Raw genomic sequence first — 25336 nt, forward strand, 5'->3', positions numbered from 1 at the left:
ATGGATTTCGGGGCTTGATTTCGAGGTCAGGGAGGGAATGGGAATGCGCGACATACGAAGTCTCGATGCGCTCGTCACCGACGTCGCCTCGGACCTCATCGGTGTCGATGCGTCTTCGGTATCGACCGCATACACCCGGGTGCTACGCACACTCGTCGAGTTCTTCGATCTCCACGCCGGTTACCTTCGCCACACCGACTACGGGGATCGATCGACGGTGATGATCGCCGAATGGCCTCCGAGACCCGATGCGCCCGAGCCCGATCCACTCGGCATCGTCTATTTCGCCGACGCCGACCAGGTCTTCGCCGCATGCGAGCATCTGGTGCACCCCAAGGTGTTCCGCCCTACGGTCGGCAACGAGGACTACCGCCAACGGATCGAGGCGGCTTCCGGATATCCCGTCACCTCCATGGCGGTAGTTCCCCTCGTCCAGGAGAAGTCGATCGGATGGGTCGGCCTCATCAAAAGCGGCGACCGAGCGTGGTCCGAGGGCGAAACCAACGCCCTCGTCGCGATCGCGTCGATGTTCACGCAGGTTCACGCCCGCATCCTGGCCGAGGAATCGCTGCGTCTCGCCGCCGAAAGCGACGCGCTGACCGGACTGGCGAATCGCAGAGGGTTCACCGATGATCTACTCCGTCGCCTTTCCTCCGACGCTGGACCTGTCGCCGTACTGTTCCTCGATCTGGATCGACTCAAAGCACTCAACGATTTCTACGGACACTCGGCAGGCGACGAGTATCTCCGCGCGCTGGCCGGCACACTCCGAGCGGTCCTCCCGCCGGAAGCCACCATCGCCCGCTGGGGTGGAGACGAGTTCGTCGTCGTCATGCAACCCTCGGTGCTCGACGACGAACCGACGTCGCCGTACAACGTCGCGCGACGAGTCCTCGAGGCAGTGGCCACTACGCGGGTAACGATCGCCGGTGACGACATCACCCGCACCGCCAGTATCGGCGTCACCATAGCAATGCCTGGAGTGGAACGCGTCGACGACATCATCGCCAACGCCGATCAGGCTGCGCTGGTAGCGAAGCACCGTGGCGGAAACAGTGTCGTACTGTTCGATTCGGCTATCCGCGCGCATACCGAACTGCGGAACGACGTCGAACTGCATCTCCGCGATGCCATTTCGAACGGCGATCTCGTGCTGCACTTCCAACCCGAGGTCGATCTCAGAACCGGGGACATCACCGCCGTCGAGGCGCTCGTGCGTTGGCAACACCCCACCAGAGGTCTCCTTCCCCCGAGCGACTTCATCGATATCGCGGAATCCTCGGAACTCGCAACCGAACTGGGCCGATGGGTGCTCGTGGATGCCATGCGCGCCTACTCCGACTGGGCATCTCGCATCCCCGGGCTCGACATCGTGATGCGCGTGAACGTCTCACCCGCGCAGCTCCTCGCCACCGAATTCGTCGACATCGTCGAGCAGGCACTCGACAACGATTCCGTTCCGCCGACCGTACTGTGCCTGGAGGTCACCGAAAACGCTGTCGTGCAAGATACTGGCCAGACTGCCAAGATTCTGACCATGCTCCGCGAGCTGGGTGTCGGTATCGCGATCGACGACTTCGGTACCGGATTCAGCTCCCTGGCACACCTGAAGGTACTGCCGCTGGATGCCCTCAAAATAGACGGCGAGTTCGTCAAAAATCTCGATTCCGACACCAACGACCAGGCGATCGTCGGAGCCATAGCCACCCTTGCCTCAGCCTTCGGGCTCGAACTGCTCGCCGAGGGTGTCGAGACCGAGGCAGCGAAATCAGCGTTGATGGCCGTAGGGTGCGATCGGGCGCAGGGCTATCTGTTCTCGCGGCCGGTACCCGAAGCGAAAATGCTCGAGATGCTGGCACGCGGAGCCATCCACTGACCATTCCAGACTCGATCGACCACAGTGGGTTAAGGTCTCGTTAACCGGGGGGCCGGAGGCAGGAGAGGGCACTGAATCGACGTCGAGATCTCGATGTCGTCGTAACCGATGTCGCGACGACCCTCATGCGCGTGGATGCCGAATCGGCCCACAAGACATACCCCTCGATCCTCCGCGACTTGGCCTGCGAACTGGACCTCGACTTCGCGTTTCTACGCCTGACCGATATCGATACCCGGACAAGCATTCTCGTCGCAGAATGGCCGCCGCGAGTCGGAATCACGTACCCGGACCCGTCGACGCTCGCGCACCGGGACGACCCCGACCCGATCCTCGCTCTCGCCGCAACGATGAAAAACGTCACCGTAGTGTCCTCGACGGGGGACATTGCCGAACATCTCGATGGGAGTACACCAGAGGGGGTTCCGCTTGTGGTGATCCCACTGATCGCAGGAGGCGTCGACGTGGGGGTCCTCGGATTCGCCAAGCCTGCCGGGCACACCTGGACCGACGACGAATTGAGCTCTCTGCGATCGGTTGCTGCGTTGATGACGCAACTGCAAGCACGTGTGGACGCGGAGAACCGTTCCCGCTTCGCAGCCACGCACGACGATCTCACCGGGATGTCGAATCGCAGAGCACTGTTGGACCACCTGAACGCGCGCCTGGAGGAACCCGGGTGCGGCCCGGTGGCAGTGCTGTTTCTCGACCTCGATCAGCTCAAGTCGTTGAACGACTTCCTCGGCCATCTGACCGGCGACGAATACATCCGCGACGTCGCCGATATCGTGCGTGAAGAACTCGGATCCGAGGACGTGATCGCCCGGTTGGGGGGCGACGAATTCGTCGTCGTACTCGCAGGCCCGACAGACGAATGCGCCGCCAGCGCGGCCGCCGAGACGATTCTGAAGGCAATCGACGGCATCGACATGCCCCTCGCTGATCTACGTCAGCGCGCCCGGATCGGCATCATGATGGCCCAACCCGGTCGCATCACGGCCGAACGTGCCCTACGGTGCGCGGACCAGGCTGCCCTCATCGCGAAGATCGGCAGTACCGACAACATCGAGCACTTCACCGAATCGGTGCGAGCACAGAGCGAGTTGCGAAGCGACGTCGAAGTGCATTTGCGTGACGCGATCGAAGGCGACGACCTCGTCCTGTACTACCAACCCGAGGTCGATCTCGGCAGCGGAAAGATCACCGCGGTAGAAGCTCTCGTCCGATGGCAGCACCCGGTGCGCGGACTCCTACCACCGGGTGCTTTCATCCCCGTCGCAGAAGCAACCAACCTCGCACCGGAGTTGGGGAGGTGGGTACTGGACACAGCATGCCGCACCTTGTCCGAATGGCAGTCGACATTGCCGTCCCTCGAGATCTCCATGCGCGTCAACGTCTCCCCGGCCCAGCTCGTCGAACATGACTTCGCCGAAACCGTCGAGGCAGTCCTTCGGCGCTATGGGGTCGATGGCCCACAATTGTGCCTGGAGATTACCGAGGTCGCCGTCGTCAAGGACGTGGACCGCACTCGAAAGACGCTCCACGGCCTGCACCAACTCGGCGTTCGCATCGCCATCGACGACTTCGGTACCGGTTACAGCGCACTGTCACAGCTGAAGGAGCTCGAAGTCGATGCGCTGAAGATCGACCGCTCTTTCGTCACCGACCTCGGAGCAGGCGACGCCAACGACCTCGCCATCGTCGAGTCCGTCGTCGGGCTCGCGGACGCCTTCGGACTCGATGTCATCGCAGAAGGTGTCGAGACCACCGCGGCGGTCGATGTCCTCCTCGCGCTCGGATGCACACGGGCGCAGGGATACCTCATCTCCCGGCCCGTTCCCGCGGCCGAGACGCTCGAACTCCTCCGCGCCGGGACCATCGAGTTCTGACTGCCTACGGCGGCTGATAGAGTGTGTCCGCGTGGCCTCAGGGCTGCCAAGCCGGTGTAGTTCATTGGTAGAATGCGACCTTCCCAAGGTTGAGAGGCGGGTTCGATTCCCGTCACCGGCTCATATGCGACAACACCCAAACAGGATAAAACCTGATTTCGGTGCGATAAACATGATTTCCGTCCGAAAGATCTACGGACAATATCCCCTGAATCACGTATTTATTCTTTTTTCCCATTCACCTCGTTGATATCGAGTCCTTCGTGCTAAACCTTCTGACGTGCTTGTTGTTTCCCCCGACAATTGCCATGACAGGAATAGAGCATGAACTGGATTGCATTGTTGTTGTCCGCCCTGATGTGGACACCCGGGGCGCCCCCTGCCCCCACTCCCACCCCGACTCCCACCCCGACTGCACCGGTTCCGACCACGACCACTCCCCCTCCCGCACCACCCGCACAAGGCGGCGTGCTGTGGGAAGACGCATTCAACGGAACCGGAGCCGTGGACAGCAGCAAGTGGACGTTCCAAACCGGCAGGTGGGGTGCAAGTTCCGGCGAGCAGCAGTACTACACCAACTCGACGTCCAACGCGTCGATGAGCAACGGAGCCCTGCAGATCACCGCTCGGCGCGAAAATCCACCGGACGGGGTGCGCGCACCCGACAACATCACGAGCGCACGCGTCGTGAGCTTCGGGAAACAATCCGTAGCCCCGCCGGTTCGCATAGAAGCATCCATAAAGATGCCAAGGGCCGCTGGATTACTTCCGGCATTTTGGTTACTGGGGCTGGAACCGGGACATGAATACGATTGGCCGCGTCAGGGTGAAATCGACATAGTGGAAATTCCGGGTACCAATGGCCCGTCTTTCAATCTTCACGGTCCCTCGCGCAGCAATTCTTCGACGGATGTCAAAGCCGGCGGCGACACCGCCCCGCTGTCCGACGCGTTTCACACCTACCGCGTCGACTGGCTGACCGACAGGATCACCTGGTTCATCGACGGGGTGGCCAAGTACTCGCTGACCAAGGCGCAATACGAAGCGAAGGGCGGCAACTGGACTCCGTTCTCGGGGGCATTCCCGCACTACGTGCTTCTCAACGTGGCAGTCGGCAACAACTGGGTCGGCAAGGTCCCGGCCTCGACACCGTTCCCACAGACGATGAGTGTGGACTGGATCAAAGCGAGCCGAATTTCCTGACCGAGGTTACGTTTGTGAACCATCCCACCACATAGCCCCGCTCACTGGGACATGACACACAATTGGGCATAGCATCTAGAAGGGGAGTAACCAAAGTCGAGGTGTGGCATGAATTTCCGTCTCGCGCTGACCTTCAGCGCCGTATGTGTCGGCTGCTTCGTCGTGGGAATGGGAGTCGGGTCGGCCGCGCCGGTGATCCCGACGACACCGGGACCAGGGCAGTCCAACCACGCTGATGCGATCAGGTACTCCGGGGGAAATCCCGGAGCTGTCCCCCCGGGCGTCAACGATCCCGAATGCGTTCCAGCACCCGAGCATTCGGAACCGGTGATCCTGGTCCACGGAACCGACGCCACGGCATACTCGGACTGGGCCGGCCTCGGCCCAGTACTGAAAGCGGCGGGGTACTGCGCGTACGCGTTGAACTACGGCGCGTCACCGGACGGCGCGAGCTACGGGTTCAGCGACATCGCCGGGAGTGCAGAACAATTGAAAGAGTTCACCGAGTCCGTGCTCGCCTCGACGGGCGCAACTTCGGTGAACCTCGTCGGCTACTCCCAGGGCGCCGCGGTCACCCGCTACTTCACCAACCGTCTAGGCGGAAACGCCGTGGTGAACAAATGGATCGGCATCGCTTCACCTACCTACGGCGGCACTGCATACGGCACCTCCCCTGCGCTGCAGGCAGTTCCGGGTGGAACGACACTCGTCGCCGGCGAGTTCGGGCCGGCACTCGTCGAACTACTACAGGGTTCGGACTTTCTGAACCAACTCAATACCGGCGGCGACACCGTCCCCGGCGTCGAGTACACCAGCATCGCCACCCGTGTCGACGAAACGATCCAGCCCTATACCAATGCGCTGCTTCGTGACCCCGATGCCACCAATATCGTGATCCAGGACGTCTGCCCGCAGAACAACGTCGCGCACTTCACCTTCACCTACGATCCGACCGCCATCGGACTCGTCCTCGCCGCCCTCGACCCATCCGCCGGGATCGTCCCACCCTGCGGTCCGGTCCCACTCGGTGCCGGAATTCTCGACGTCGTCATCGCGAGCAACCAGCAACTCACGGAACACCGCTGAGATTCGCGGCCGACAACTGATAGGCACGCAGACCTACGTACAGTTCCGAGCAATGAATCGGGTCGAGAAAGTCCCGACCGGTCAGCTCGCCGATCCTCCGCAAGCGATACAGCACGGTGTTGCGGTGGTAATGCAACCGCGACGCAGCCTCGCTGGTCGACCCTTTCGAGCCGAACCACGCATCCAGGGTCGTCAGCAGGCTCTCCCGCTCCTCGTCGGGAAGTTCGAGCAAACGTCCGAAGATCTGCCGGGTCGCCGCCCGAGCACTGTCCGGATGCCGAGCCAGCAACAATGGCAGCGGAACCGCATCGAACCGTGTCAACACGCTGCCGTCCACGCGCGCGCAGGTCCGCGCCAACCTGGCCTGCTCGACGGCCATCGGCATTCCCGCCGGCGACGAGAATCCGACACTGACCCCGATCGCCGCACTGCCCGCATCGCTGACGCCGTTGTCGATACTGGCCAGAACCTCCTCGAGCAGAGCATCCGACGTCGCGAACAGCAGGCCGAGGGTGCCATCGACTTCGGAGTCCCACACCGCACCGATGCCCCGCGTCGACAATTCGACATCACGTGACTCCGCGGAGACGACGACGAACGATCCGCGATCCGGAATTCGGAAGGTCCGCACCGCATCCGCTACCGCGGCCGGGTTCGAGACATGATCGCCGAAAAGTGCCCGCACCAACCGCCGTCGAGATTCTGCGTCCTGCTCGGACAGTGTGTCCACCGTCGAGCGGTACGCCTCCGCGGCAGCGTCGGAACAGACGTCGACGAGCGCCCACACCTGCGCCGCCATCTCGAGCAGGGCTCGCGAGGGTTCTCCGTCGGACCGATTCATCAACTCTTCCCAGATGAGTCGACCGCCCAGCCGAAACGCGTGCAGCAGCGCGGCGAGCGGGACACCCTGCTCGGCCTTCAATCGCCCCGTCGCGTGTGCCGAAGACAGATCTGGTGCACCGTGACCGGCCAGGCAACCGATCATCGCGCGCAGATTCTCGCGGCAGGCACTGCGCAACTCGTCCTCGGTCAACAGCGAGGCCTCCAGATATCCGTGCTCGGCATCGAGTATGCGGTGGACCAACGTCTCGGCCAGCATCTCCGTCGAGTCGAGGAGTGGCGCAGCTAGGTCGGTCGATGCGAGCACGGTGGTCGGAGTACTGGTTGCCATGATCGAAGCGTAGCTTCGCCCGTCCCCACGACGCCAGGGCTTGCCTGTGCCGCCGCACAACTATGTGGCCTACTTGGAGAGCGGGGGCCTATAGCGCTCACGGCCGAATGAGACGACAATCACAGCAGAAGTGGACCTACGCGCACCCCGAGTAAAGAGAAGAGCCACCCCCTTGACCGATCGAAACGAACCCGACCTGCACATTGCGCTCAGCCCCGAAGACGAGACGCACCGCCTGGTCGACGCCGCACTCGAGGAGTTGAGCGCAGGTGAGAAGAAGTGGGCGACCCTGACCTTGGCAGCACGTCGGGCGCTCCTCGAACACGTACGAGACCTGACCGTCGCGCACGGCGCCGAGTGGGTCACCGCAGCGTGCTCGATCAAGGGCCTCGACCCGTCGTCGTCACTCGTCGGTGAGGAATGGATCTCCGGCCCCTACGCATTCGTCAGCGGCGCAGCCACCCTCGCGCACACTCTGGCAGCCCTCGAATCCGGCACCAGCCCGCTCGCCCAGGCACACTTCGGATCCGCACCCGGCGGGCGCACCACGGTCCAGGTACTGCCGCTGAGCATCTTCGACTCGCTACTGCTCAACGGATTCAGCGCCGATGTGTGGCTGAAACCGGGAATCGACGCCGATACCGCCAAGCGCACCGCAGGCCTGGCCCAACGCGAACCCGCGCACACCAACGGCATCGGCGTCGTACTCGGCGCCGGCAACATCATGTCCATCGCGCCGCTGGACACACTGTACGAACTCTTCGCCCACAATCGCGTCGTCGCGCTCAAGCTCAACCCGATCACCGACCCGTTGCTGCCGGTGCTGAGAAAAGTCCTCCGGCCGCTGATCGACGTCGGTGCCGTCCGCTTGCTCACCGGTGGAGCCGAGGCGGGCACCTACCTGGTCAACCACGACCTGGTCGATCACGTACACATGACGGGTAGCTCGATCACCCACGACGCCATCGTCTTCGGGACCGGGCAGACCGGAGCCGAACGCAAAGCCGCCAACGACCCGGTGCTGACCAAACCGATGACGAGTGAGCTCGGTGGTGTCTCACCGACCATTGTCCTCCCCGGCGAGTGGAGCACAGCCGACATCGAATTTCAGGCGAAACACGTTGCCACGCAACGCCTGCACAACGGCGGCTACAACTGCGTCGCATCACAGGCGGTCGTACTGTCATCCAACTGGAAGCAGCGCGACCAGTTCCTCGCCGCACTCCGCAAGGCACTCGACTCTGCACCTTCCCGTCGCGCGTACTATCCCGGCAGCGACACTCGCGTAGCCGGCGCCCTGGAGAACTATCCCAAGGCCTCGCGACTCTCCGGCGGACGCGTCCTCATCGACGACATCGACCCCGGCAAAGAAGCATCACTGCTGGAGACCGAGTACTTCGCACCAGTGCTCGGCGTCATCGAACTCCCCTACGACGGAGATCAATTCGCTGAAAAAGCAGTGACCACCGTCAACGAGAAGTTCATCGGCACCCTGGGAGTAAACATCATCGCCCACCCCAAGACGATCGATCGGCTGGGCGAGAAGTTCGACTCGATGCTGGCCGAACTGAACTACGGCACGATCGCAGTGAACGCATGGACAGGAGTCGGATTCCTCACCGCAGCGGCGTCGTGGGGTGCATTCCCGGGCCACACGATCGACGACGTCCAGAGCGGAATCGGCATCGTCCACAACGCACTGCTGATCGACGGTGCCGAACGCACGGTAGTGCGCGGACCTTTCCGTCCGTCTCCTCGCTCGCTGATCAACGGCGAATGGTCGATTTCCCCCAAGCCACCGTGGTTCGTCGACAACCGAACGGCCGCGACCACCGGCCGACTGTTGACTGGATTCGCCGGAAAGCCTTCCTGGGCAAAGCTTCCTGCCATCTTCGCCTCCGCTCTGCGCGGCTAGAGACAAAGGTACCTTCTTTCATGTCACAACCAGCCATCGCCGATTACGTAGTAGTCGGCGCCGGATCCTCTGGGGCAGTACTCGCCAATCGGCTCAGCGCCGACCCGCGCCACACCGTCGTGGTGCTCGAAGCGGGCCCGGAAGACAAGAACAAGTTCGCCCACATCCCGGCGGCCTTCTCCAAACTGTTCCGCAGTGACGTGGATTGGAACTACGACACCGAACCTCAGAGCGAACTGCGGGACCGCAGCATCTACTGGCCCCGCGGCAAGATGCTCGGCGGGTCTTCGTCGATGAACGCGATGATGTGGGTCCGCGGGTTCGCCGCCGACTACGACGAGTGGGCCTCACTGTCGGACTCCTCGTGGTCGTTCGAGAACGTCGTACCCTACTTTCGCAAGATCGAAAGCATCGAAGCGACAAAGGAACTCGACGCGGGCACCGGCGGACCGTTGATCGTGTCGAACCAGCGCAGTCCCCGCGCTTCGACGGCCTCCTTCCTCGATGCCGTCCAGGAAGCCGGATACTCTGTCGAGGCCGCCAATCGTGCCGAGCCCAAAGGCTTCTCACAAACCATGTTCAACCAGAAACGCGGCGCCCGCTGGAGCACTGCCGACGCGTACCTCACACCGATTCGCAAGCGGGCCAACCTGACCATCCTCACCGATGCTCACGCAACGCGCGTCGTCTTCGCAGGGGCCACCGCCGTCGGCGTCGAATACACCAAGGACGGGCTCACCCACACCGTCCGGGCCGCCAAGGAAGTGATTCTCGCCGGGGGCGCGATCAATACGCCACAATTGCTGATGCTCTCGGGCATCGGCGACAGAGCACAACTGGCCGCACATGGGATTGCCGTGCAGCACCACGCCCCGGAGGTCGGTAAGAACCTGACCGATCACCTGTGTGCGCTCATCGGCTGGAAGACCGAATCCGATTCACTGTTCCACGCGGAAAAAATCCCGCAGCTCGTCAACTATCTGACTCGCCGACGCGGCATGCTCACCTCGAACGTCGCCGAAGCCTACGGATTCATCAAGAGTCGAGACGAAGTACCGTTCCCGGACGTCGAGCTCATCTACGCCCCCGCCCCGTTCTTCGACGAGGGACTCATCGCGCCGGATGCCCACGCCGCCGTCATCGGGGCAGTGCTGCTCAAACCGGTGAGCCGCGGCGAGATCGGTCTTCGTTCCGCCGACCCACTGGCCAAAGCCATCATCGAACCCCGCTACCTCAGCGATCCCGACGGCGCCGATCGGCGCGCGATGATCGAGGGCTTGCGGGCATGCATGAACATCGCCTCGCAACCCTCCCTCGAGAAATTGCTCGGCGCCCTCGTCCGACCACGCGTGAAAGCAGACATCTCTACCGAGGACCTGCTGACCGAAGCCCTCGAGCAGAACGCACACACCCTCTACCACCCGGTGAGCACCTGCCGGATGGGCAACGACAGCTCGAGCGTCGTCACCCCGGATCTGCGGGTCCGTGGCGTCGACAACCTACGGGTCGCGGACGCGTCGATCATGCCGACGATCATCCGCGGTCACACGCACGCGCCGAGCGTGCTGATCGGCGAAAGGGCCGCGGACCTGGTACTGCGCTGAGGCGACGGGTCACATACCCGTCGCCACCGGCCTAGCCGGGTCACTGGACCATTGTGACCACGAACCCGGGTAGAGGGCTGCATCTATCCCGGCGATGGCCAGCGCCGCCACCTGATGAGCGGCTGTGATGCCGGAACCGCAGTACACCCCGACCTGCGGCTTCACCCCGCCGAACCGTTCGCGGAGCGCGTCCGCAGTCAAGAATCGCCCGTCCGTGTCGAGGTTGGCGCTGGTCGGAGCGCTGATGGCGCCGGGTATATGCCCGGCGCGCGGATCCACCGGCTCGGACTCGCCCGAGTACCGTTCGGCTGCCCGCGCGTCGAGCAGCGTTCCGGACGCGGCGAGTGCAGCGGCCTCCTCGGTCGTGAGCGTCGGCAGGTGTCCGGCGCTGAGCTGGACATCTCCGGGCGCCGACGCGACCTCCTCGCCCGCGGAGGTGTCGTTGCCTGCGGCGATCCAGGCTGCCAAACCGCCGTCGAGCAGGGTTACGTCGTCGAAGCCGGCCCATTTCAGTAGCCACCACGCTCGCGCCGCGGCGAGGTTGCCGGTGTTGTCGTAGACGACGACGGGCACACCGTTGGTGACGCCCCAGCGTCGTGCGGCCGCTTGGAGTCTGTCGATGGAGGGCAGCGGATGCCTGCCCTGGTCGGGTTCACCGGGTTCGGCGAGTTCGTTTTCGAGGTCGACGAACACTGCGCCCGGGATATGTGCGTCGCGATAGTGCCGTCGACCGGCCGAATCTCCCAGTGCCCAGCGAACATCGACTACCACGGGCGGAACGGGACTACGCAGTGCGGACTTCAGATCGGTGACGTCACGCGCTTGGCTCTCTTGTGGCATGCGTGAATTTTGCTCCACTTTTGCTCCGAATCGACGGAATCCCGCCCAGTCGGAGCAAAAGTGGAGCAAAATTCACGGTAGTAACAAACCGGACCTCCGGTTAAGGGGGGTTAGGTAACGGTGCGGCAACGGTCACGTATCGAACTCGACTCGGGCCTACTACGAATGTTCGGATCGGACATTCTTCACATATTTCTACCTTTCTCCATGAGAACATTTGTCTACCAAGGTGATTTGCCGCGCAGTTCGGTCCGGGTCGGGAAGCCCGCATACGAGATTTCAACGGTTCGGCATGCCGGAACTACGTACCGGACTAAGATCGGACCCATCCGGAACGGACCCTGCGGCGAATTACCTACAACGCTCAACACTTGAGCCAACGAAAGGTAGATCCTCACATGATCTCGATCCGTAAAGTTATGGCCGCCACCGCAATCGGCGCAATGACCCTCGTACCACTCGCCGCATGCTCGAGTGACGACTCATCGAGCACCGAGTCCAGCACCACTTCGGCCGCTGCCGCCGAGACCACTGAGGCAATGCCGGCACCAGCAGCCGAGGTCGATGACCTCAGCAACGGCGTCAGCACCGCTGTCGCACTCGACGCAGGCTTCACCGGCGCCCTGACGACCCTGGGCCTCACCCCCGGAGTTGTCGGAACCGCCACTCTGGCAGACGGATCCATCGTCTTCCCGATCACCGGTGGAGACGTCAAGTACTGGGAGCCGGGCACAGTCGATCCCTACGTTCAGGGTGAGATCATGCACGACGGAAGCGGCTTGTCGCTGACCGCAGGTGAAACCGTTGTCGAGCTCACCGACTTCGACATCGATCCGGGCACCTCGGTTCTCACCGGAACCGTCACGGTCAACGGTGACGTTGCTGCCGAAGATGCAGTTCTCTTCGACCTCGACGGCCGCACACTGCAGCCGTTGGCAACCGGCCCGAACGACACCGCGATCCTGACCGGCACCGAGGTCAAGATCTCCGAGACCGCCGCCGGCCTGCTGAACGACACGTTCAAGACCGACGCTGTCACCCCCGGCCTGCTCGTGGGCGTTGCAACCATCACCATCGCAACTGCGTAAATGAACGACGAAACCGTCCGCGCGAGGTCACCGCACATGGCGGCCCCGCGCGGACGGTTTCGTAGTCCGCTCCGAGGCCCCTGGCTCACCTCCATCTTCGGCGCCGTACTGCTCGCCGGCCTGCCCATCGTCATCCTCACCGGGCTTGCCTCCTACATAGCGTATGGCCCACAATTCGGCCAAGCCCTTCCGACAGATGTCGGCTGGCTGCGGCTCCCCTACTTCGACTGGCCCACCAACCCATCGTGGTTGTACCGGCTCACCCAAGGTCTGCACGTCGGCCTCGGATTGATTCTGGTTCCGATCGTGTTGGCCAAACTGTGGTCGGTCGTACCCAAGCTGTTCGTGACGCCTCCGATCCGCTCGGTCTCCGAAGCACTCGAACGGCTTTCCCTGCTCGCGCTCGTCGGCGGGATCCTGTTCGAGATCGTCACCGGAGTTCTCAACATCCAGTACGACTACATCTTCGGCTTCAGCTTCTACACCGCCCACTACTGGGGCGCATGGATCTTCATCGCCGGATTCGTCTCACATGCGATCATCAAGACGCCGTTGATGTTTCGCACTCTCCGCTCCCGCTCGCTCATCCAGGTACTCAAGGACAAGCAGACCGAGCAGGAAGTCGATCCCGACGGATCCGACCTCATCGCCGAGAACCCCAGCGATCCCACGATCAGCAGGCGCGGCGCCCTCGCGGTCGTCGGCGGCGGTGCGCTGTTCGTCGCAGCCCTCACCGTGGGGCAGACCACCGGCGGGTTACTCCGCAACACCGCCATACTGCTCCCCCGCGGCCGGTCGTATGGAGACGGACCCAACGATTTCCAGATCAACCGCACAGCCTCCGCAGCCCGGATCACCGAAGACACCACGGGCGCGAGCTGGACCCTCGAACTGACGGGAGGTGCGAGCGCGATGACATTCACAAGAGATGCCCTCCTACGGATGGAGCAACACACCGCCGATCTGCCCATCGCCTGCGTCGAAGGATGGTCGACGGTTCAGCGCTGGACCGGCGTCCGGTTACGTGACCTCGCTTCGGCAGCAGGCGTCGACAACCTTCGGTCGGCGCAGGTTACCTCGATCGAAGAGAATGGGCCCTTTCGTCAGGCCACACTGCAATCCAACCAGGTCCTCGACGCCGATTCGCTACTCGCACTGCAGGTCAACGGCGTCGACCTCTCCCCCGACCACGGGTACCCCGCGCGGATCATCGTCCCGGCGATGCCAGGAGTGCACAACACCAAATGGGTGAAGGCAATCGAATTCAGGGGCGCGTGATGGCGGCCTTCACCCGCGTCTACGGCGCGCGTCCCCTGCACCTACTTGCAGTGTGTTTCGCGTTGGCGCTGGTGGGGTACGTGGTTTACGTGGCAGGCATAGCGACGTTCTGGAATCGGAACGTCTGGTGGCAATCGATTGCAGTGTGGTTCGCCGGTGCCATCGTCGTCCACGACCTTCTTCTTTTTCCCCTGTATTCGCTCGCCGACCGCTCGCTCACTGCCGGACTGGACGCGATGCGCGGACGGGCGCCCGCGCTCGCCTGGCGCGTATCCCCGCTCAACTACATCCGCATCCCGCTCATGGGCACTGCGCTGACGTTCGTCCTGTTCTTCCCCGGAATCATTCAGCAAGGATCCGAAACATTTACTACAGCAACCGGATTGACGCAGGAACCCTATCTCGGTCGATGGTTGGCACTGACAGCGGTGCTGTTCGGAGTCAGTGCACTGGTGTACGCGATCCGTATCGCACAGACCTCGACCAGGAGAGCGACGTGAGAGTAACGGCGGACGAACTGTTCAGCAGAGCCTCCTGCGGCTTGCCCTGTTGGATGGGGCACTCGGACGGAACTCGCGAGCCGCTGCCCACTGCGCGTTGGATGGGTGGTCCTGCATCGAGCAGCGAAGACCGAATCGCCGACGGCCGGATGATCGGCCACTGCAACGGCCCCACCCTCGACCTCGGCTGTGGGCCCGGTCGACTCACCGAGGGCCTGGCACGTCGCGGCATCTCCGCGCTGGGGGTCGACACCTCGAAGAAGGCCGTCGACCTGACGGTCGGTCGCGGCGGACGGGCGGTACTTCGCGACCTGTTCGAGCCTCTACCCAATGCCGGTGACTGGGCTTGCGTCCTGCTGGCCGACGGCAACATCGGCATCGGCGGCGACCCGGTCAGGTTGCTACGCCGAGCCGCAGAGCTCATTCGACCCGACGGCGCCGTCATCGCCGAGGTCCACGCGCCCGGTGCCGCCGAAGTACAACCACAGACAGTTCGCTGGGAGACCGACACGATGGTGGGTGAGTGGTTCGCGTGGGCGAGCGTCAGCGCCAACGCAACTTATGCCATCGCCCACGCCGCCGGTCTCGCCGTCGTCGATATCGCACCGATCCACGGACGGTTCTTCGCACGGTTGGAGCGTGCTTAACCGCCCGCGCAGCGCATCACCAGTTGGTGAAGAGCAAGTGGTTGATTGCAAGTGCCACGAGCACCTGCAATCCCAACCAGAACCGGTGCGTGCGTTGCGGAAGCACTGCGGGCGCCAGGAGCATCCACATGGCGAACGGCAGCCAGATGCGCTCGGTTTCGGCCTTGCTCAGCTGACTCAGGTCCGCCATCACCACGGCCGCAAGCCCGGCGATGACCAGAAGATTGATCGGCTGCACCCGAGTGAAGATGCGCGGAAACGCAGCAGGAACGGCAATCCCGAGCGCACAGAACAGCGCCGCGAAGTTGGCCCAACCCCAATACTCGAACGGCCGGTCCGTCGCGATGCCTTGGTAGTAACGCTCCTGGACGAGCTCGTAACCGTCGAACCACCAGAAACCGTAGGCGGTGAAGATCGCCGCAACGACGAGGGCGCCCGCGAGCGCACCGAGAAGCGACCACACAGCCGGCCACAACGCGCGCCTTGCGACCAGCACCGCCACGGCCGGCAGTGCCATCAACCCGAGGCCGTAGTTGAGATAGACACCGAAGCCCAGAAGTACACCCGCGGCAAGCGATACAGGCCATCGGTTCTTCTGCGTCGAAAGTGCAAGCAATGCAATACCCCACGCCACCACACCGGCGTAGAACGCGTCGGCAGACACCGCGATCCAGACAGCCGCGGGAGCAAGCGCCACGAACGGGGCTGCACGACGCGCCATCGTCTCGTCACCGAGGGCACGGACGGTCACGATGAGCGCCATAGCGGCGCTGGTGCCGACGAGAACGCACAACCATGCCGCCCACGCACCGCCACTGAGCCCGAGCCGGTCCAGCCACACGAACGTCAGCAGCGCACCCGGCGGATGGCCGGACACATGCGTCGTCCACGAGTCGGCCTGGTAATCGAGGATGCGCTCGGAAAAGCCCTGCAGCGTCGCCGGTATATCGGTGATGTCGGGAACTTCGTGGAGATACTCGTCGGTGGAGGACAACCGCGTCGAGAATCCGCGTCGCCAACCGTCGACCATGGCCAGCGCCATCGTCCACGCCAGCGACACACCCCAAGTGAGCGGCAGCAACATCCGCCACGACAGTCTGCGCGCGAGCTCGGGCCCCCACAGGACGCCCCCGATCGCGATGAGAATCGCGAACGGCGTGCCCCACCCGAAGTGCAGCTCACGGAACCCGAAAAGCGGTGCGGCATCGGCGAAATCACGAACCTGCTGCGGGGTGCGGTTGATGATCGGCGTGATCAGCTCGTTGCCCAGATACGGGACCACGAAGGCCACTGCCACGAGCGCTACGGCAAGGACAGCCGCGATAGATTCTCTCCAATACCGGATAGCGTTCACCTAACGTTGCGATCCACGTGGAAATCTCGAACATCGATGGGCCCAGCATACCGAGGACGGAAATGAATCAATGACATCAACGCCGACAACAACTTCGCACCGAGCCGACATCGCGGTCATCGGTGGTAGCGGCTTCTACTCGTTTTTCGGGGAAGATGCGCACTCGGTCACACTCGACACGCCGTACGGTTCGACGAGCGGGCCCATCACCATCGGCGACATAAACGGCCGCACCGTCGCATTCCTTCCTCGACACGGGGCTCGGCACGAGTACTCCCCACACACGGTGCCGTATCGCGCCAACATGTGGGCCCTGCGCATGCTCGGAGTGCAGCGCATCTTCGCCCCGTGTGCCGTCGGCAGCCTTCTCCCCGAATATGGGCCTGGAACAGTGGTGATTCCCGACCAGCTCGTCGATCGAACGAGCGGGCGTACGCAGAGCTACTTCGACAACGGCGGAATTCACGTCGAATTCGCCGATCCGTACTGCGCCGACCTACGCACCGCGGCACTGCAACCCGGGACCGTCGACGGCGGCACGATGGTTGTCGTCGAGGGCCCTCGATTCTCCACCCGCGCCGAGAGCCAGTGGTATGCCCGTCAGGGGTGGACACTGGTCAACATGACCGGACATCCCGAGGCGGTATTGGCCCGTGAACTCGAATTATGTTATGCCCCGATCGCTCTCGTGACCGACCTCGATGCGGGGATCGAGGCAGGGCAGGGTGTTCGAGCAGTCGACGTGTTCGCCGAATTCCAGAAGAACATCGAACCACTGAAGGCCTTGGTTCGATCGGCTATCAGCTCTGCACTGATGGGCCCTTGCGAATCGTGCCGCGTGCACGAGGGCGTCGACCTTCCGATCGAGTTGCCATGACTCGCGTCTTGCTCACCGGGGCAGCCGGATTCATCGGCGGACACATCCTCGGCGCACTCAGCCCCAGTTACGACGTCGTCGCGATCGACGCATTTCTTCCCTCCGCGCACGGAAGCGATCGACCGACACCGGGTATCGAGAGGGTCGACGTCCGTGACCACGACTCGCTCGTGGACGTGCTGGCCGGCGTCGACGCCGTGTGCCACCAGGCTGCCGTCGTCGGCGCAGGCGTCGACGCCGCAGACGCACCCGCCTACGCAAGCCACAACGATTTCGGCACCGCCGTGCTGCTCTCGGCAATGGCCGAAGCACGTTGCACACGCTTGGTGCTGGCATCCTCGATGGTCGTCTACGGCGAGGGGCGATACACCGATGCTGCGGGCAAGACGGTGGTGCCCGGTCCACGCACGCGTGCCGACCTCGACGAAGGTCGCTTCGACAACACCGACCCGAACACCGGCGATACCTTGGATTGGGCTCTGGTGAGCGAGGATTCGGCGTTGCAGCCCCGAAGCACCTACGCCGCGAGCAAGCTTGCTCAGGAAAACTACGCTCTCGCCTGGTCCCTCGCCACCGGCGGCTCGGTGACCGCGCTTCGCTACCACAACGTTTATGGACCGAACATGCCACGCAACACTCCGTATTCCGGCGTCGCAGCGATGTTCCGCTCCTCGCTCGAAGCCGGACGCCCACCGCAGGTGTACGAGGACGGATTGCAGGCGCGCGACTTCGTGCACGTCTCCGACGTCGCAGCGGCGAACGTACTGTCCATCGCGGCCGCCCTGCCCGGATTCACTGCACTCAATGTGTCCTCGGGTCATCCGATCACCATCGGCGAAGTCGCAACCGCGCTATCCCAGGCCTGCGCAGGGCCGGCACCCGAAGTGACCGGACAGTACCGCTCCGGTGACGTCCGGCATGTGGTGGCCAGCCCCGAATCGGCCCGCACCGCAATCGGATTCGACGCCGCGATCTCGCCGTTCGACGGTCTGCGCGAGTTCGCAACCGCCCCTCTTCGTGACGCCGAAGGCACCGGTGCCCCCCGTGTTTGAGCCGACCGATGTCACCGTGGTGATTCCCTGTATGAACGAGGAAGGCTCGCTCCCCGGCGTTCTCGCCGACATGCCCGCGGGCTACCGCGTCATCGTCGTCGACAACAATTCCGTGGACGACACTGCGGCGGTTGCTCGAACGCACGGCGCCGCCGTCGTGCAAGAGTCCGTGCCCGGTTACGGGTCGGCCGTACATGCCGGAGTTCTCGCCGCGACAACCGAAGTCGTGTGCGTTCTCGACGGCGACGGCTCGATGGATCCGCGTGAGCTCCCCCTGCTGGTCACCGCCCTCGAAGACGCGGACCTCGCCGTAGGTCGACGCAAGACCGTCCGCGGAAACTCACCGATCCACGCACGAATCGGCAATGCCGTCCTGGCCCTTCGGCTTCGGACCAAATACAACCTGCCCGTCCATGACCTCGGCGCCATTCGCGCGGTACGACGCCAAGCACTTCTCGATCTCGACGTGACCGACCGACGGTCCGGCTACCCGCTACAACTGCTCGTCCTTGCCTCGAAAGCCGGCTGGACGGTCGTCGAACACGAGGTCTCCTACAGTCCACGGACAGCAGGCACCTCGAAGGTGTCCGGCTCGGTCACGGGAACCGTCGTCGCAGTGCGGGACTTCTGGAAGGTGCTCTCGTGAAAGTAACCGCCCTCGTCGTCGCCAAAGCTCCCGTACCCGGACTCGCGAAAACCCGACTCGCGAAAACCCTCGGCAACGATTCAGCCGCCGACATCGCCGCAGCCGCCCTGCTCGACACCCTCGACGCCGTATCCGCCGCCGACTTCGACGAGCGCATCGTCGCCATGACCGGCGACCTCGCCCAGGCGAGCCGAGGAGATGAAATAACTGCCGCACTGGCGTCGTACATCGTGATCGGGCAGCGGGGCGACGGTTTCGCCGAGCGGCTTCGCTACGCGCACGAGGACGCTGCGGCGTCGGGCAATCCGGTCTTTCAGATCGGGATGGACACCCCTCAAGTGACGGTGACCCTGCTGAACGACGCCGCAACGCAGCTCACCGAGCCGGGGCGATCGGTGCTCGGCATGGCGGAGGACGGCGGTTGGTGGGGATTGGGCATCGCAGATCCCGCGCTCGCTCGCGGGCTCCTCGAGGTGACCATGTCGAGTCCCACGACGGGCATCGATACTTACAGGGCTCTCGAAGCACTGGGCGCGGACATCGCGTCACTACCGATTCTGCGTGACGTCGACCACGCCTCGGACCTGGCTACCGTCGCGGCTCTGTGCCTGGGGGGCAGTCGCTTCGGAAAGGCGGTCGAGCAGGTCGTTCGACATGTGCAGAGGTAACCGCTACCCCTCCGTAACCAATCCGTGACCGCTGTCGATCGCATTGCAACAATCGAAAAGCTTAGTTTCTCCGCACTTTCTCAGATAACGGTGCTAGAAAGACCATGTGCTTGGAATACTCATCGGTATAGCCGTCTGGTTGGTGGTGGCCCTCATGGTCGCCATCGTGCTGGGACGCGTCGCGCGTCGTGCCGATTCCGAGGAACTCGGATCGACTTTGGACTGGGATACCGCAGACGTCGACGAGTCCGTCCCGCACGACTGATCCTCACCTCGACAGTAACGGACTCCACACCCGTTTTCCCTGCGAATACCAATCCGTTTACTTTGTCGAAAGAACAAAAAAGCCTCTCGGCAGGTTAATCCTCGAGCTATGCTTCCCGCGGTCTGGTTAGAACTCGAAGGAAAGCCGGGGGGCTAGTGAAACGTTTTACGTCGGTCGCTGTTGCTGTTGTGGTCACATCTCTTGTGATTGCCGGTCCTGCAGCGGCCAATCCGAACATCGTCAATCCGATTCCCGGACTGAACGGCGTCTTCGGCCTCCCACAGCTCACCGGACGCACCGTGGCCGTCGCACAGGCAACCGGAATGTCCAGCACGAACGAGACACAGCACGTCAACATGCTGGGCACCGACCTCGGAATCATGTGGGACAACGGCAATGGCGAGATTTTGACCGCCTTCGGCGATACAGCAGGCCTCGGGCTGCCGAACCTACTGCAGGGGAGCCTGTGGTCTTGGCGCAGCAACTCACTCGTGCGAAGTCACGACGGCAACCTGGCCGATGGCATGAGCTTCGACAGCATCGTCAAGGACCCGCTCGGACAGGCCAAGGAACTCGTACCGAGCCCCAAGATTCCCTTCGTCGAGATCAGCCGCATCCCCACTGCCGGTGTCGCACTCGGTCAGAATCAGTTCATGAGCCTGATGTCGGTCAAGGACTGGGGTCAGCCCGGGCATTGGGAAACCAACTACTCCTCGATTGCAGTATCGGGTGACAACGGCGAGAACTGGACCGTCCACCCGGAGACTCAGCGTCCGAGCGACGGTGGAAGCCGCAATTTCCAGCAGAACGCCTTCCTGAAGGACGGCGGGTTCGTCTACGAATACGGCACGCCTCCCGGACGCGGCAACCTCGGCCACGTCTCGCGCGTACTCGAAAAAGACATCCTGAACCTCCCCGCGTACGAATACTGGACCGGCGCCGAGTGGAAGAAGGGTGACCCCGCGCTCGCGGCTCCCATCGTCGACAACGTCGGCGAGCTGTCCGTCGCATACAACCAGTACCTCGGTCAATACTTGATGCTCACCACGGACTCCTCCGATTCGATCGTCATGCGCCGCTCCCCCTCGCCCGTCGGCCCGTGGAGTCCGCCCGAGGTGCTCGTCGACACCAATCAACTTCGCAGTGCATATGCGCCCTATATTCACCCGTGGTCCTCGGGTCCTGACCTCTACTTCCTTGCCACGGTGCACCAGAACTACAACGTTCTGCTGCTGCGCACCACGTTGTGACGCTTCGGCGACATATGGTCGTCGGAATGGATGCAACAGCGTGGGACACCAAGTATGCGGCCGCCGACCTGGTCTACGGATCGCCTCCTAACGAGGCACTGGTCGAATACGCTACGACGCTTCCGCGTGGGCGGGCGTTGGACCTTGCCGCCGGTGAGGGCAGAAATGCCCTGTGGCTGGCCACCCGCGGATGGGAGGTCACCGCCGTCGACTTCTCGGCCGTCGGGCTCGAGAAGGGGCGTCGGATCGCCGCGAAATCACCTAAATCGGTGCGAGATCGACTCACCTGGGTCCATGCCGATGTGACCAAGCTCTCGCCGGAGCCGAACTATGACCTGGTCCTCGTTCTCTACCTTCATCTACCCCCGGAACAACGTAAACGGGTGATTCGCAGCGCAATCGGCGCTCTGAAACCTGACGGAATCCTCATGATTCTCGGTCACCACTCGCTCAACATCACCGACGGCGTCGGCGGGCCGCAGGATCCCGAAATACTTTATACGCCAGAGGATTTGGCTTCCGATGTCGACGGCTTGGACGTGGCAACCAGGGGCGAGAAGCGCCTGCGGCACACCGATCACGGCATGGCGATCGACGCGTTACTACTCGCGAGTAGGTCCCCTCTTGGCAGCGGGAATGAACGGGGGTAATATCCAGTTATGTTACCGACGAGTAGCTAACTTGGGCGGTACTTACCCGAGACCGCACCATCAAATTTGGAGAGAACGAGCATGGGACATTACAAGAGCAACCTCCGGGATCTCGAGTTCAACCTCTTCGAGCTGTTCGGGCTCGACGAATCCCTCGCAGGAAACAACTTCGGCGACCTCGACGGCGAGGCAGCCCGCGACATGCTTCGCGAGGTCGTACGCCTGGCAGAAGGACCGGTAGCCGAGTCCTTCGCCGAATCCGACCGAAACCCGCCCGTGTTCGACCCCGACACTCACACCGTCAAGCTGCCAGAGGCTTTCAAGAAGTCGTTCAAGGCGCTGTACGACGGCGAGTGGTGGCGTGTCGGCCTCGACGAAGAAGTCGGTGGCATCCCCGCGCCTCGCACTCTCGGCTGGGCACTCAACGAGCTGCTGCTCGGCGCCAACCCGGCTGCGTTCATGTACTCCGCAGGACCAGGATTCGCCAACGTGCTCTACAACAACGGCACCGAAGAGCAGAAGGAATGGGCGAAGGTCATCGTCGAGCGCAAGTGGGGCGCCACTATGGTGCTCACCGAGCCCGACGCCGGATCCGACGTCGGCGCAGGCCGCACCAAGGCCATCAAGCAGGAAGACGGCTCCTGGCACATCGAAGGCGTCAAGCGGTTCATCACCTCGGCCGTTTCCGACGATCTCTTCGAGAACACCATGCACCTGGTTCTCGCTCGCCCGGAAGGTGCCGGACCCGGCACCAAGGGCTTGAGCCTTTTCTACGTGCCGAACACGCACTTCGACTTCGAGACCGGCGAACTCGGCGAGCGCAACGGAGTCTTCGTCACCGGCGTCGAGCACAAGATGGGCCTCAAGGTCTCCACCACCTGCGAGCTCACCTTCGGTGGCCACGACGTCCCGGCCAAGGGCTGGCTGGTCGGCGAGGTCCACAAGGGCATCGCGCAGATGTTCGACGTCATCGAGCACGCTCGAATGATGGTCGGCACCAAGGCGATCGCCACCCTCTCCACCGGATACCTCAACGCACTGGCCTACGCCAAAGAGCGTGTCCAGGGCGCCGATCTGACGAAGATGACGGACAAGGCAGCACCCCGCGTCACCATCACGCACCACCCCGACGTTCGTCGCAGCCTGATCACCCAGAAGGCATACGCCGAAGGCCTGCGCGCGGTGTACCTCTTCACCGCGGCACACCAGGACCCGGTCACCGCGAAGCAGGTATCCGACGCGGACGAGGACATCGCCTACCGCGTCAACGATCTGCTGCTCCCGATCGTCAAGGGCGTCGGATCCGAAATCGCCTACAGCCAGCTGGCGGAGAGTCTCCAGACGCTGGGTGGATCCGGGTTCTTGCAGGACTACCCGATCGAGCAGTACATCCGCGACTCGAAGATCGACTCGCTGTACGAGGGCACGACGGCCATCCAGGCGCAGGACTTCTTCTTCCGCAAGATCGCCCGTGACCGTGGCGTCGCGCTGGCTCACATCGCCGGCCAGATCAAGTCGTTCATCGACAGCGAAGCCGGCAACGGTCGACTCAAGGCCGAGCGCGCGCTTCTCGCCACCGCACTCGAAGACGTGCAAGCAATCGTCACCACGATGACCCAGCAGCTCATGGGAGCTCAGGAGCAGCCGACCGAGCTGTACAAGGTCGGCCTCGCATCCGTCCGCTTCCTCATGGGCTTCGGCGACCTGCTCATCGGATGGCTGCTGCTGCGTCAGTCCGAAATTGCCATCACGGCACTCGACAACGGTGCAGAGGGCAAGGAAAAATCGTTCTACGAGGGCAAGGTCGCAGTCGCGTCCTTCTTCGCCAAGAACATCCTGCCCCAGCTGACCGCTACCCGTGGCATCCTCGCCAACACGGACCTCGACGTCATGGAGCTCGACGAAGCTGCATTCTGATTCGACCCCGTACACCAACGGCCGCATCCCTTCCTGGGGGTGCGGCCGTTGTGCTCTGCCTGCTCTGTTTCCTGCCCGCTCGCTATCCCTCTTCGGCTGCGAGGCGGCGGAACTTACTGCTGTGGAACACGATGGGCGCTACATCTCTGATCTCGAGTTCATTGATCCGCATCAGCACGATCGCATGATCGCCTGCGGGTACTTGTTCGGTGACGGTGGCGTCGAGCCACATACTCGCTCCGCCGATGAAGACGGCGCCGTCCTCGGTCGTCGTCACTTCCAGACCCTCGAACCGGTTACCCGTCTTGGCGGCCAATGTCCGCGCAGCGCCGTCGTGCGCTTCTCCCAACACACTGATGCCGATGCGCTTCGAGACAGTGAACCTAGGCCACGTCGTCGACGTGTTCTGCACGCAGAACGCCACGAGCGGAGGGTCCATCGACACAGCGACGAAACTGCTCGCAGCCATGCCGACGGGAGAGCCGTCGATTTCGGCGCACAACGCGACGACACCGCTGGGGAACTGACCGAAAGCGGCGCGAAGGACACCGTTGTCGAGTTCGGTGGTGGCGAGAGGCATGAGATATCCGTTCTGGTCTGAGCAGCGTGATCAGGTGGTGACATCTGACCTTACGTTCGGTCATCCTGCCAGCACACCTCGTAGTCCACGATACGAGTTTCGATAGACGAGAGTCCTGCGCCCTGATCGTCGGGAATGAAATTCGCCGCGACGGTGTCGTACTGTCGAGTAACTAGCCAGCAGTACTCACGGAGGTTGATGTTGTGCCGAGAATCGACAGCTACGTAGCGCTCGGGGACTCGTTCACCGAGGGCGTCGGCGATGCCGATCTCGCCAGCGCAAACGGGGTCAAGGGCTGGGCCGACCGCGTCGCGGAACAACTCGCCGCCACGAACCCGGAATTCCGCTATGCCAACCTCGCGGTGCGCGGCAAATTGGTCGACCAGGTGATCGAAAACCAAGTCGGCATCGCCGTCGACGCCGCACCCGACCTCGTCACCATCTACGCAGGCGGCAACGATCTGATGCGGCCCAAGGTCGACATCGACGGCGTCGTCGCCAGATACGACTCGGCACTGGCAGACCTCGTCGCCACCGGCGCGCGGGTCGTCGCCTTCACCGGATACGACGCGGGCTGGGCACCGCTGTTCCGCACACTGCGTGGACGCACTGCGATCTACAACGAACTCCTGCGGGAAGTAGCCGACCGGCGGGGAGTCGAACTCGTCGACTTCTGGCGCCTCGACGGCTACGACGACATTCGGATGTGGGACACGGATCGTCTCCACATGTCCACGCGCGGACACATCAGGATGGCATCCGAGGTTCTGAATCACCTCGGTGTACCGCATTCGATCGAACTCGAGCCATTGGAGCCACTCGCACCCATCGCGGCCGCCGCGAAGCGGCGTGAGAATGCCGAATGGGTGAAGTCCTTCGCGGCGCCGTGGGTGTCACGACGCCTCCGCGGCGCATCCTCCGGCGACGACGTTGCGCCGAAACACACCATGCTTCTTCGTTCCCAGCTGCAACAGAATTAG

Annotated in this window: 23 protein-coding genes and 1 tRNA gene; 20 read left to right on the plus strand and 4 right to left on the minus strand. The window is 63.1% G+C overall.

All coding sequences use genetic code 11. The features are described 5' to 3' along the window. Positions 1-43 precede the first annotated feature (43 nt). From O1W68_RS03795 to O1W68_RS03815, 5 genes are all read left to right on the plus strand, one after another. Positions 44-1876: a putative bifunctional diguanylate cyclase/phosphodiesterase gene (locus O1W68_RS03795; protein ID WP_269301535.1), complete on the plus strand. Its 1833-nt coding sequence runs from the start codon at positions 44-46 to the stop codon at positions 1874-1876. A 125-nt stretch (positions 1877-2001) separates the two neighbouring features. Further along, positions 2002-3765: a bifunctional diguanylate cyclase/phosphodiesterase gene (locus O1W68_RS03800; RefSeq protein ID WP_269301536.1), complete on the plus strand. Its 1764-nt coding sequence runs from the start codon at positions 2002-2004 to the stop codon at positions 3763-3765. Between the two features lie 50 nt (positions 3766-3815). Beyond that, positions 3816-3886 (plus strand) — tRNA-Gly (locus tag O1W68_RS03805). Positions 3887-4089: 203 nt separating this feature from the next. Then, a complete protein-coding gene (locus tag O1W68_RS03810) occupies positions 4090-4968 on the plus strand; it encodes a glycoside hydrolase family 16 protein (protein ID WP_269301537.1) in 879 nt (292 codons plus the stop codon). Between the two features lie 108 nt (positions 4969-5076). Continuing rightward, positions 5077-6054 carry an esterase/lipase family protein gene (locus O1W68_RS03815; RefSeq protein WP_269301538.1) on the plus strand — a complete coding sequence of 326 codons (978 nt, stop codon included), beginning with the start codon at positions 5077-5079 and terminating at the stop codon, positions 6052-6054. Here the strand turns inward: O1W68_RS03815 and O1W68_RS03820 are convergent. Next, positions 6038-7225 carry a PucR family transcriptional regulator gene (locus O1W68_RS03820; RefSeq protein ID WP_269301539.1) on the minus strand — a complete coding sequence of 396 codons (1188 nt, stop codon included), beginning with the start codon at positions 7223-7225 and terminating at the stop codon, positions 6038-6040. The genes O1W68_RS03815 and O1W68_RS03820 overlap by 17 nt on opposite strands. A 202-nt stretch (positions 7226-7427) precedes the next feature. Here O1W68_RS03820 and O1W68_RS03825 point away from each other — a divergent pair, with 202 nt between their 5' ends. Together O1W68_RS03825 and O1W68_RS03830 are read left to right on the plus strand one after the other, a co-directional pair. Beyond that, positions 7428-9140 carry an aldehyde dehydrogenase family protein gene (locus tag O1W68_RS03825; RefSeq protein ID WP_269301785.1) on the plus strand — a complete coding sequence of 571 codons (1713 nt, stop codon included), beginning with the start codon at positions 7428-7430 and terminating at the stop codon, positions 9138-9140. A 20-nt stretch (positions 9141-9160) separates the two neighbouring features. Then, the gene (locus tag O1W68_RS03830) at positions 9161-10744 is read left to right on the plus strand and encodes a GMC family oxidoreductase (protein ID WP_269301540.1); all 1584 of its coding nucleotides are present in this window, start codon (positions 9161-9163) and stop codon (positions 10742-10744) included. Positions 10745-10753: 9 nt separating this feature from the next. Here the strand turns inward: O1W68_RS03830 and O1W68_RS03835 are convergent, their stop codons facing one another. Next, on the minus strand, positions 10754-11584 hold the full coding sequence (locus O1W68_RS03835) for a sulfurtransferase (RefSeq protein ID WP_269301541.1): 831 nt from the start codon (positions 11582-11584) through the stop codon (positions 10754-10756). Positions 11585-11982: 398 nt separating this feature from the next. Between O1W68_RS03835 and O1W68_RS03840 the strand changes: the two genes are divergently transcribed. Genes O1W68_RS03840 through O1W68_RS03855 form a run of 4 tightly spaced genes read left to right on the plus strand, consistent with a single transcriptional unit; the run spans position 11983 to position 15097 of the window. Beyond that, positions 11983-12672 (plus strand): hypothetical protein, encoded by a 690-nt coding sequence (locus tag O1W68_RS03840; protein ID WP_269301542.1) that lies wholly within the window; start codon positions 11983-11985, stop codon positions 12670-12672. Then, complete coding sequence (locus O1W68_RS03845; RefSeq protein ID WP_269301543.1) at positions 12673-13950, plus strand: molybdopterin-dependent oxidoreductase; 1278 nt, start codon at positions 12673-12675, stop codon at positions 13948-13950. It abuts the gene before it with no gap. After that, positions 13950-14450 carry a hypothetical protein gene (locus O1W68_RS03850; protein WP_269301786.1) on the plus strand — a complete coding sequence of 167 codons (501 nt, stop codon included), beginning with the start codon at positions 13950-13952 and terminating at the stop codon, positions 14448-14450. Before O1W68_RS03845 ends, O1W68_RS03850 begins: the two co-directional genes overlap by 1 nt. Beyond that, positions 14447-15097: a methyltransferase domain-containing protein gene (locus O1W68_RS03855; protein WP_269301544.1), complete on the plus strand. Its 651-nt coding sequence runs from the start codon at positions 14447-14449 to the stop codon at positions 15095-15097. Before O1W68_RS03850 ends, O1W68_RS03855 begins: the two co-directional genes overlap by 4 nt. 16 nt (positions 15098-15113) lie before the next feature. Here O1W68_RS03855 and O1W68_RS03860 read toward each other — a convergent pair whose 3' ends face one another. Next, on the minus strand, positions 15114-16451 hold the full coding sequence (locus O1W68_RS03860; RefSeq protein WP_269301545.1) for a hypothetical protein: 1338 nt from the start codon (positions 16449-16451) through the stop codon (positions 15114-15116). A 70-nt stretch (positions 16452-16521) separates the two neighbouring features. Between O1W68_RS03860 and O1W68_RS03865 the strand changes: the two genes are divergently transcribed. The 8 genes from O1W68_RS03865 (at position 16522) to O1W68_RS03900 (ending at position 23776) form a co-directional block, all read left to right on the plus strand. Then, positions 16522-17328, plus strand: coding sequence for an S-methyl-5'-thioadenosine phosphorylase (locus tag O1W68_RS03865; RefSeq protein WP_269301546.1), 807 nt, complete (start codon positions 16522-16524; stop codon positions 17326-17328). Next, positions 17325-18380: an NAD-dependent epimerase/dehydratase family protein gene (locus O1W68_RS03870; protein ID WP_269301547.1), complete on the plus strand. Its 1056-nt coding sequence runs from the start codon at positions 17325-17327 to the stop codon at positions 18378-18380. The genes O1W68_RS03865 and O1W68_RS03870 overlap by 4 nt, the downstream gene beginning before the upstream one ends. After that, positions 18373-19026, plus strand: coding sequence for a glycosyltransferase family 2 protein (locus tag O1W68_RS03875; RefSeq protein WP_269301548.1), 654 nt, complete (start codon positions 18373-18375; stop codon positions 19024-19026). Before O1W68_RS03870 ends, O1W68_RS03875 begins: the two co-directional genes overlap by 8 nt. Further along, the gene (locus tag O1W68_RS03880) at positions 19023-19694 is read left to right on the plus strand and encodes a TIGR04282 family arsenosugar biosynthesis glycosyltransferase (RefSeq protein WP_269301549.1); all 672 of its coding nucleotides are present in this window, start codon (positions 19023-19025) and stop codon (positions 19692-19694) included. Before O1W68_RS03875 ends, O1W68_RS03880 begins: the two co-directional genes overlap by 4 nt. 106 nt (positions 19695-19800) lie before the next feature. After that, a complete protein-coding gene (locus O1W68_RS03885) occupies positions 19801-19959 on the plus strand; it encodes a hypothetical protein (RefSeq protein ID WP_269301550.1) in 159 nt (52 codons plus the stop codon). 155 nt (positions 19960-20114) lie between these two features. After that, positions 20115-21209, plus strand: a complete 1095-nt coding sequence (locus O1W68_RS03890) for a DUF4185 domain-containing protein (protein WP_269301551.1) — start codon at positions 20115-20117, stop codon at positions 21207-21209. Between the two features lie 26 nt (positions 21210-21235). Further along, the gene (locus O1W68_RS03895) at positions 21236-21859 is read left to right on the plus strand and encodes a class I SAM-dependent methyltransferase (protein WP_269301552.1); all 624 of its coding nucleotides are present in this window, start codon (positions 21236-21238) and stop codon (positions 21857-21859) included. 81 nt (positions 21860-21940) lie between these two features. Further along, on the plus strand, positions 21941-23776 hold the full coding sequence (locus O1W68_RS03900) for an acyl-CoA dehydrogenase (RefSeq protein ID WP_269301553.1): 1836 nt from the start codon (positions 21941-21943) through the stop codon (positions 23774-23776). Positions 23777-23858: 82 nt separating this feature from the next. On the opposite strand, the gene O1W68_RS03905 is transcribed toward O1W68_RS03900, so the two are convergent. Further along, positions 23859-24356: a flavin reductase family protein gene (locus O1W68_RS03905; RefSeq protein WP_269301554.1), complete on the minus strand. Its 498-nt coding sequence runs from the start codon at positions 24354-24356 to the stop codon at positions 23859-23861. 203 nt (positions 24357-24559) lie between these two features. Between O1W68_RS03905 and O1W68_RS03910 the strand changes: the two genes are divergently transcribed. Continuing rightward, on the plus strand, positions 24560-25336 hold the full coding sequence (locus O1W68_RS03910; RefSeq protein WP_269301555.1) for an SGNH/GDSL hydrolase family protein: 777 nt from the start codon (positions 24560-24562) through the stop codon (positions 25334-25336).

It is taken from the genome of Rhodococcus sp. H36-A4, from assembly GCF_027158005.1.
In the GTDB taxonomy this organism is placed as follows: Bacteria; Actinomycetota; Actinomycetes; order Mycobacteriales; family Mycobacteriaceae; genus Rhodococcoides.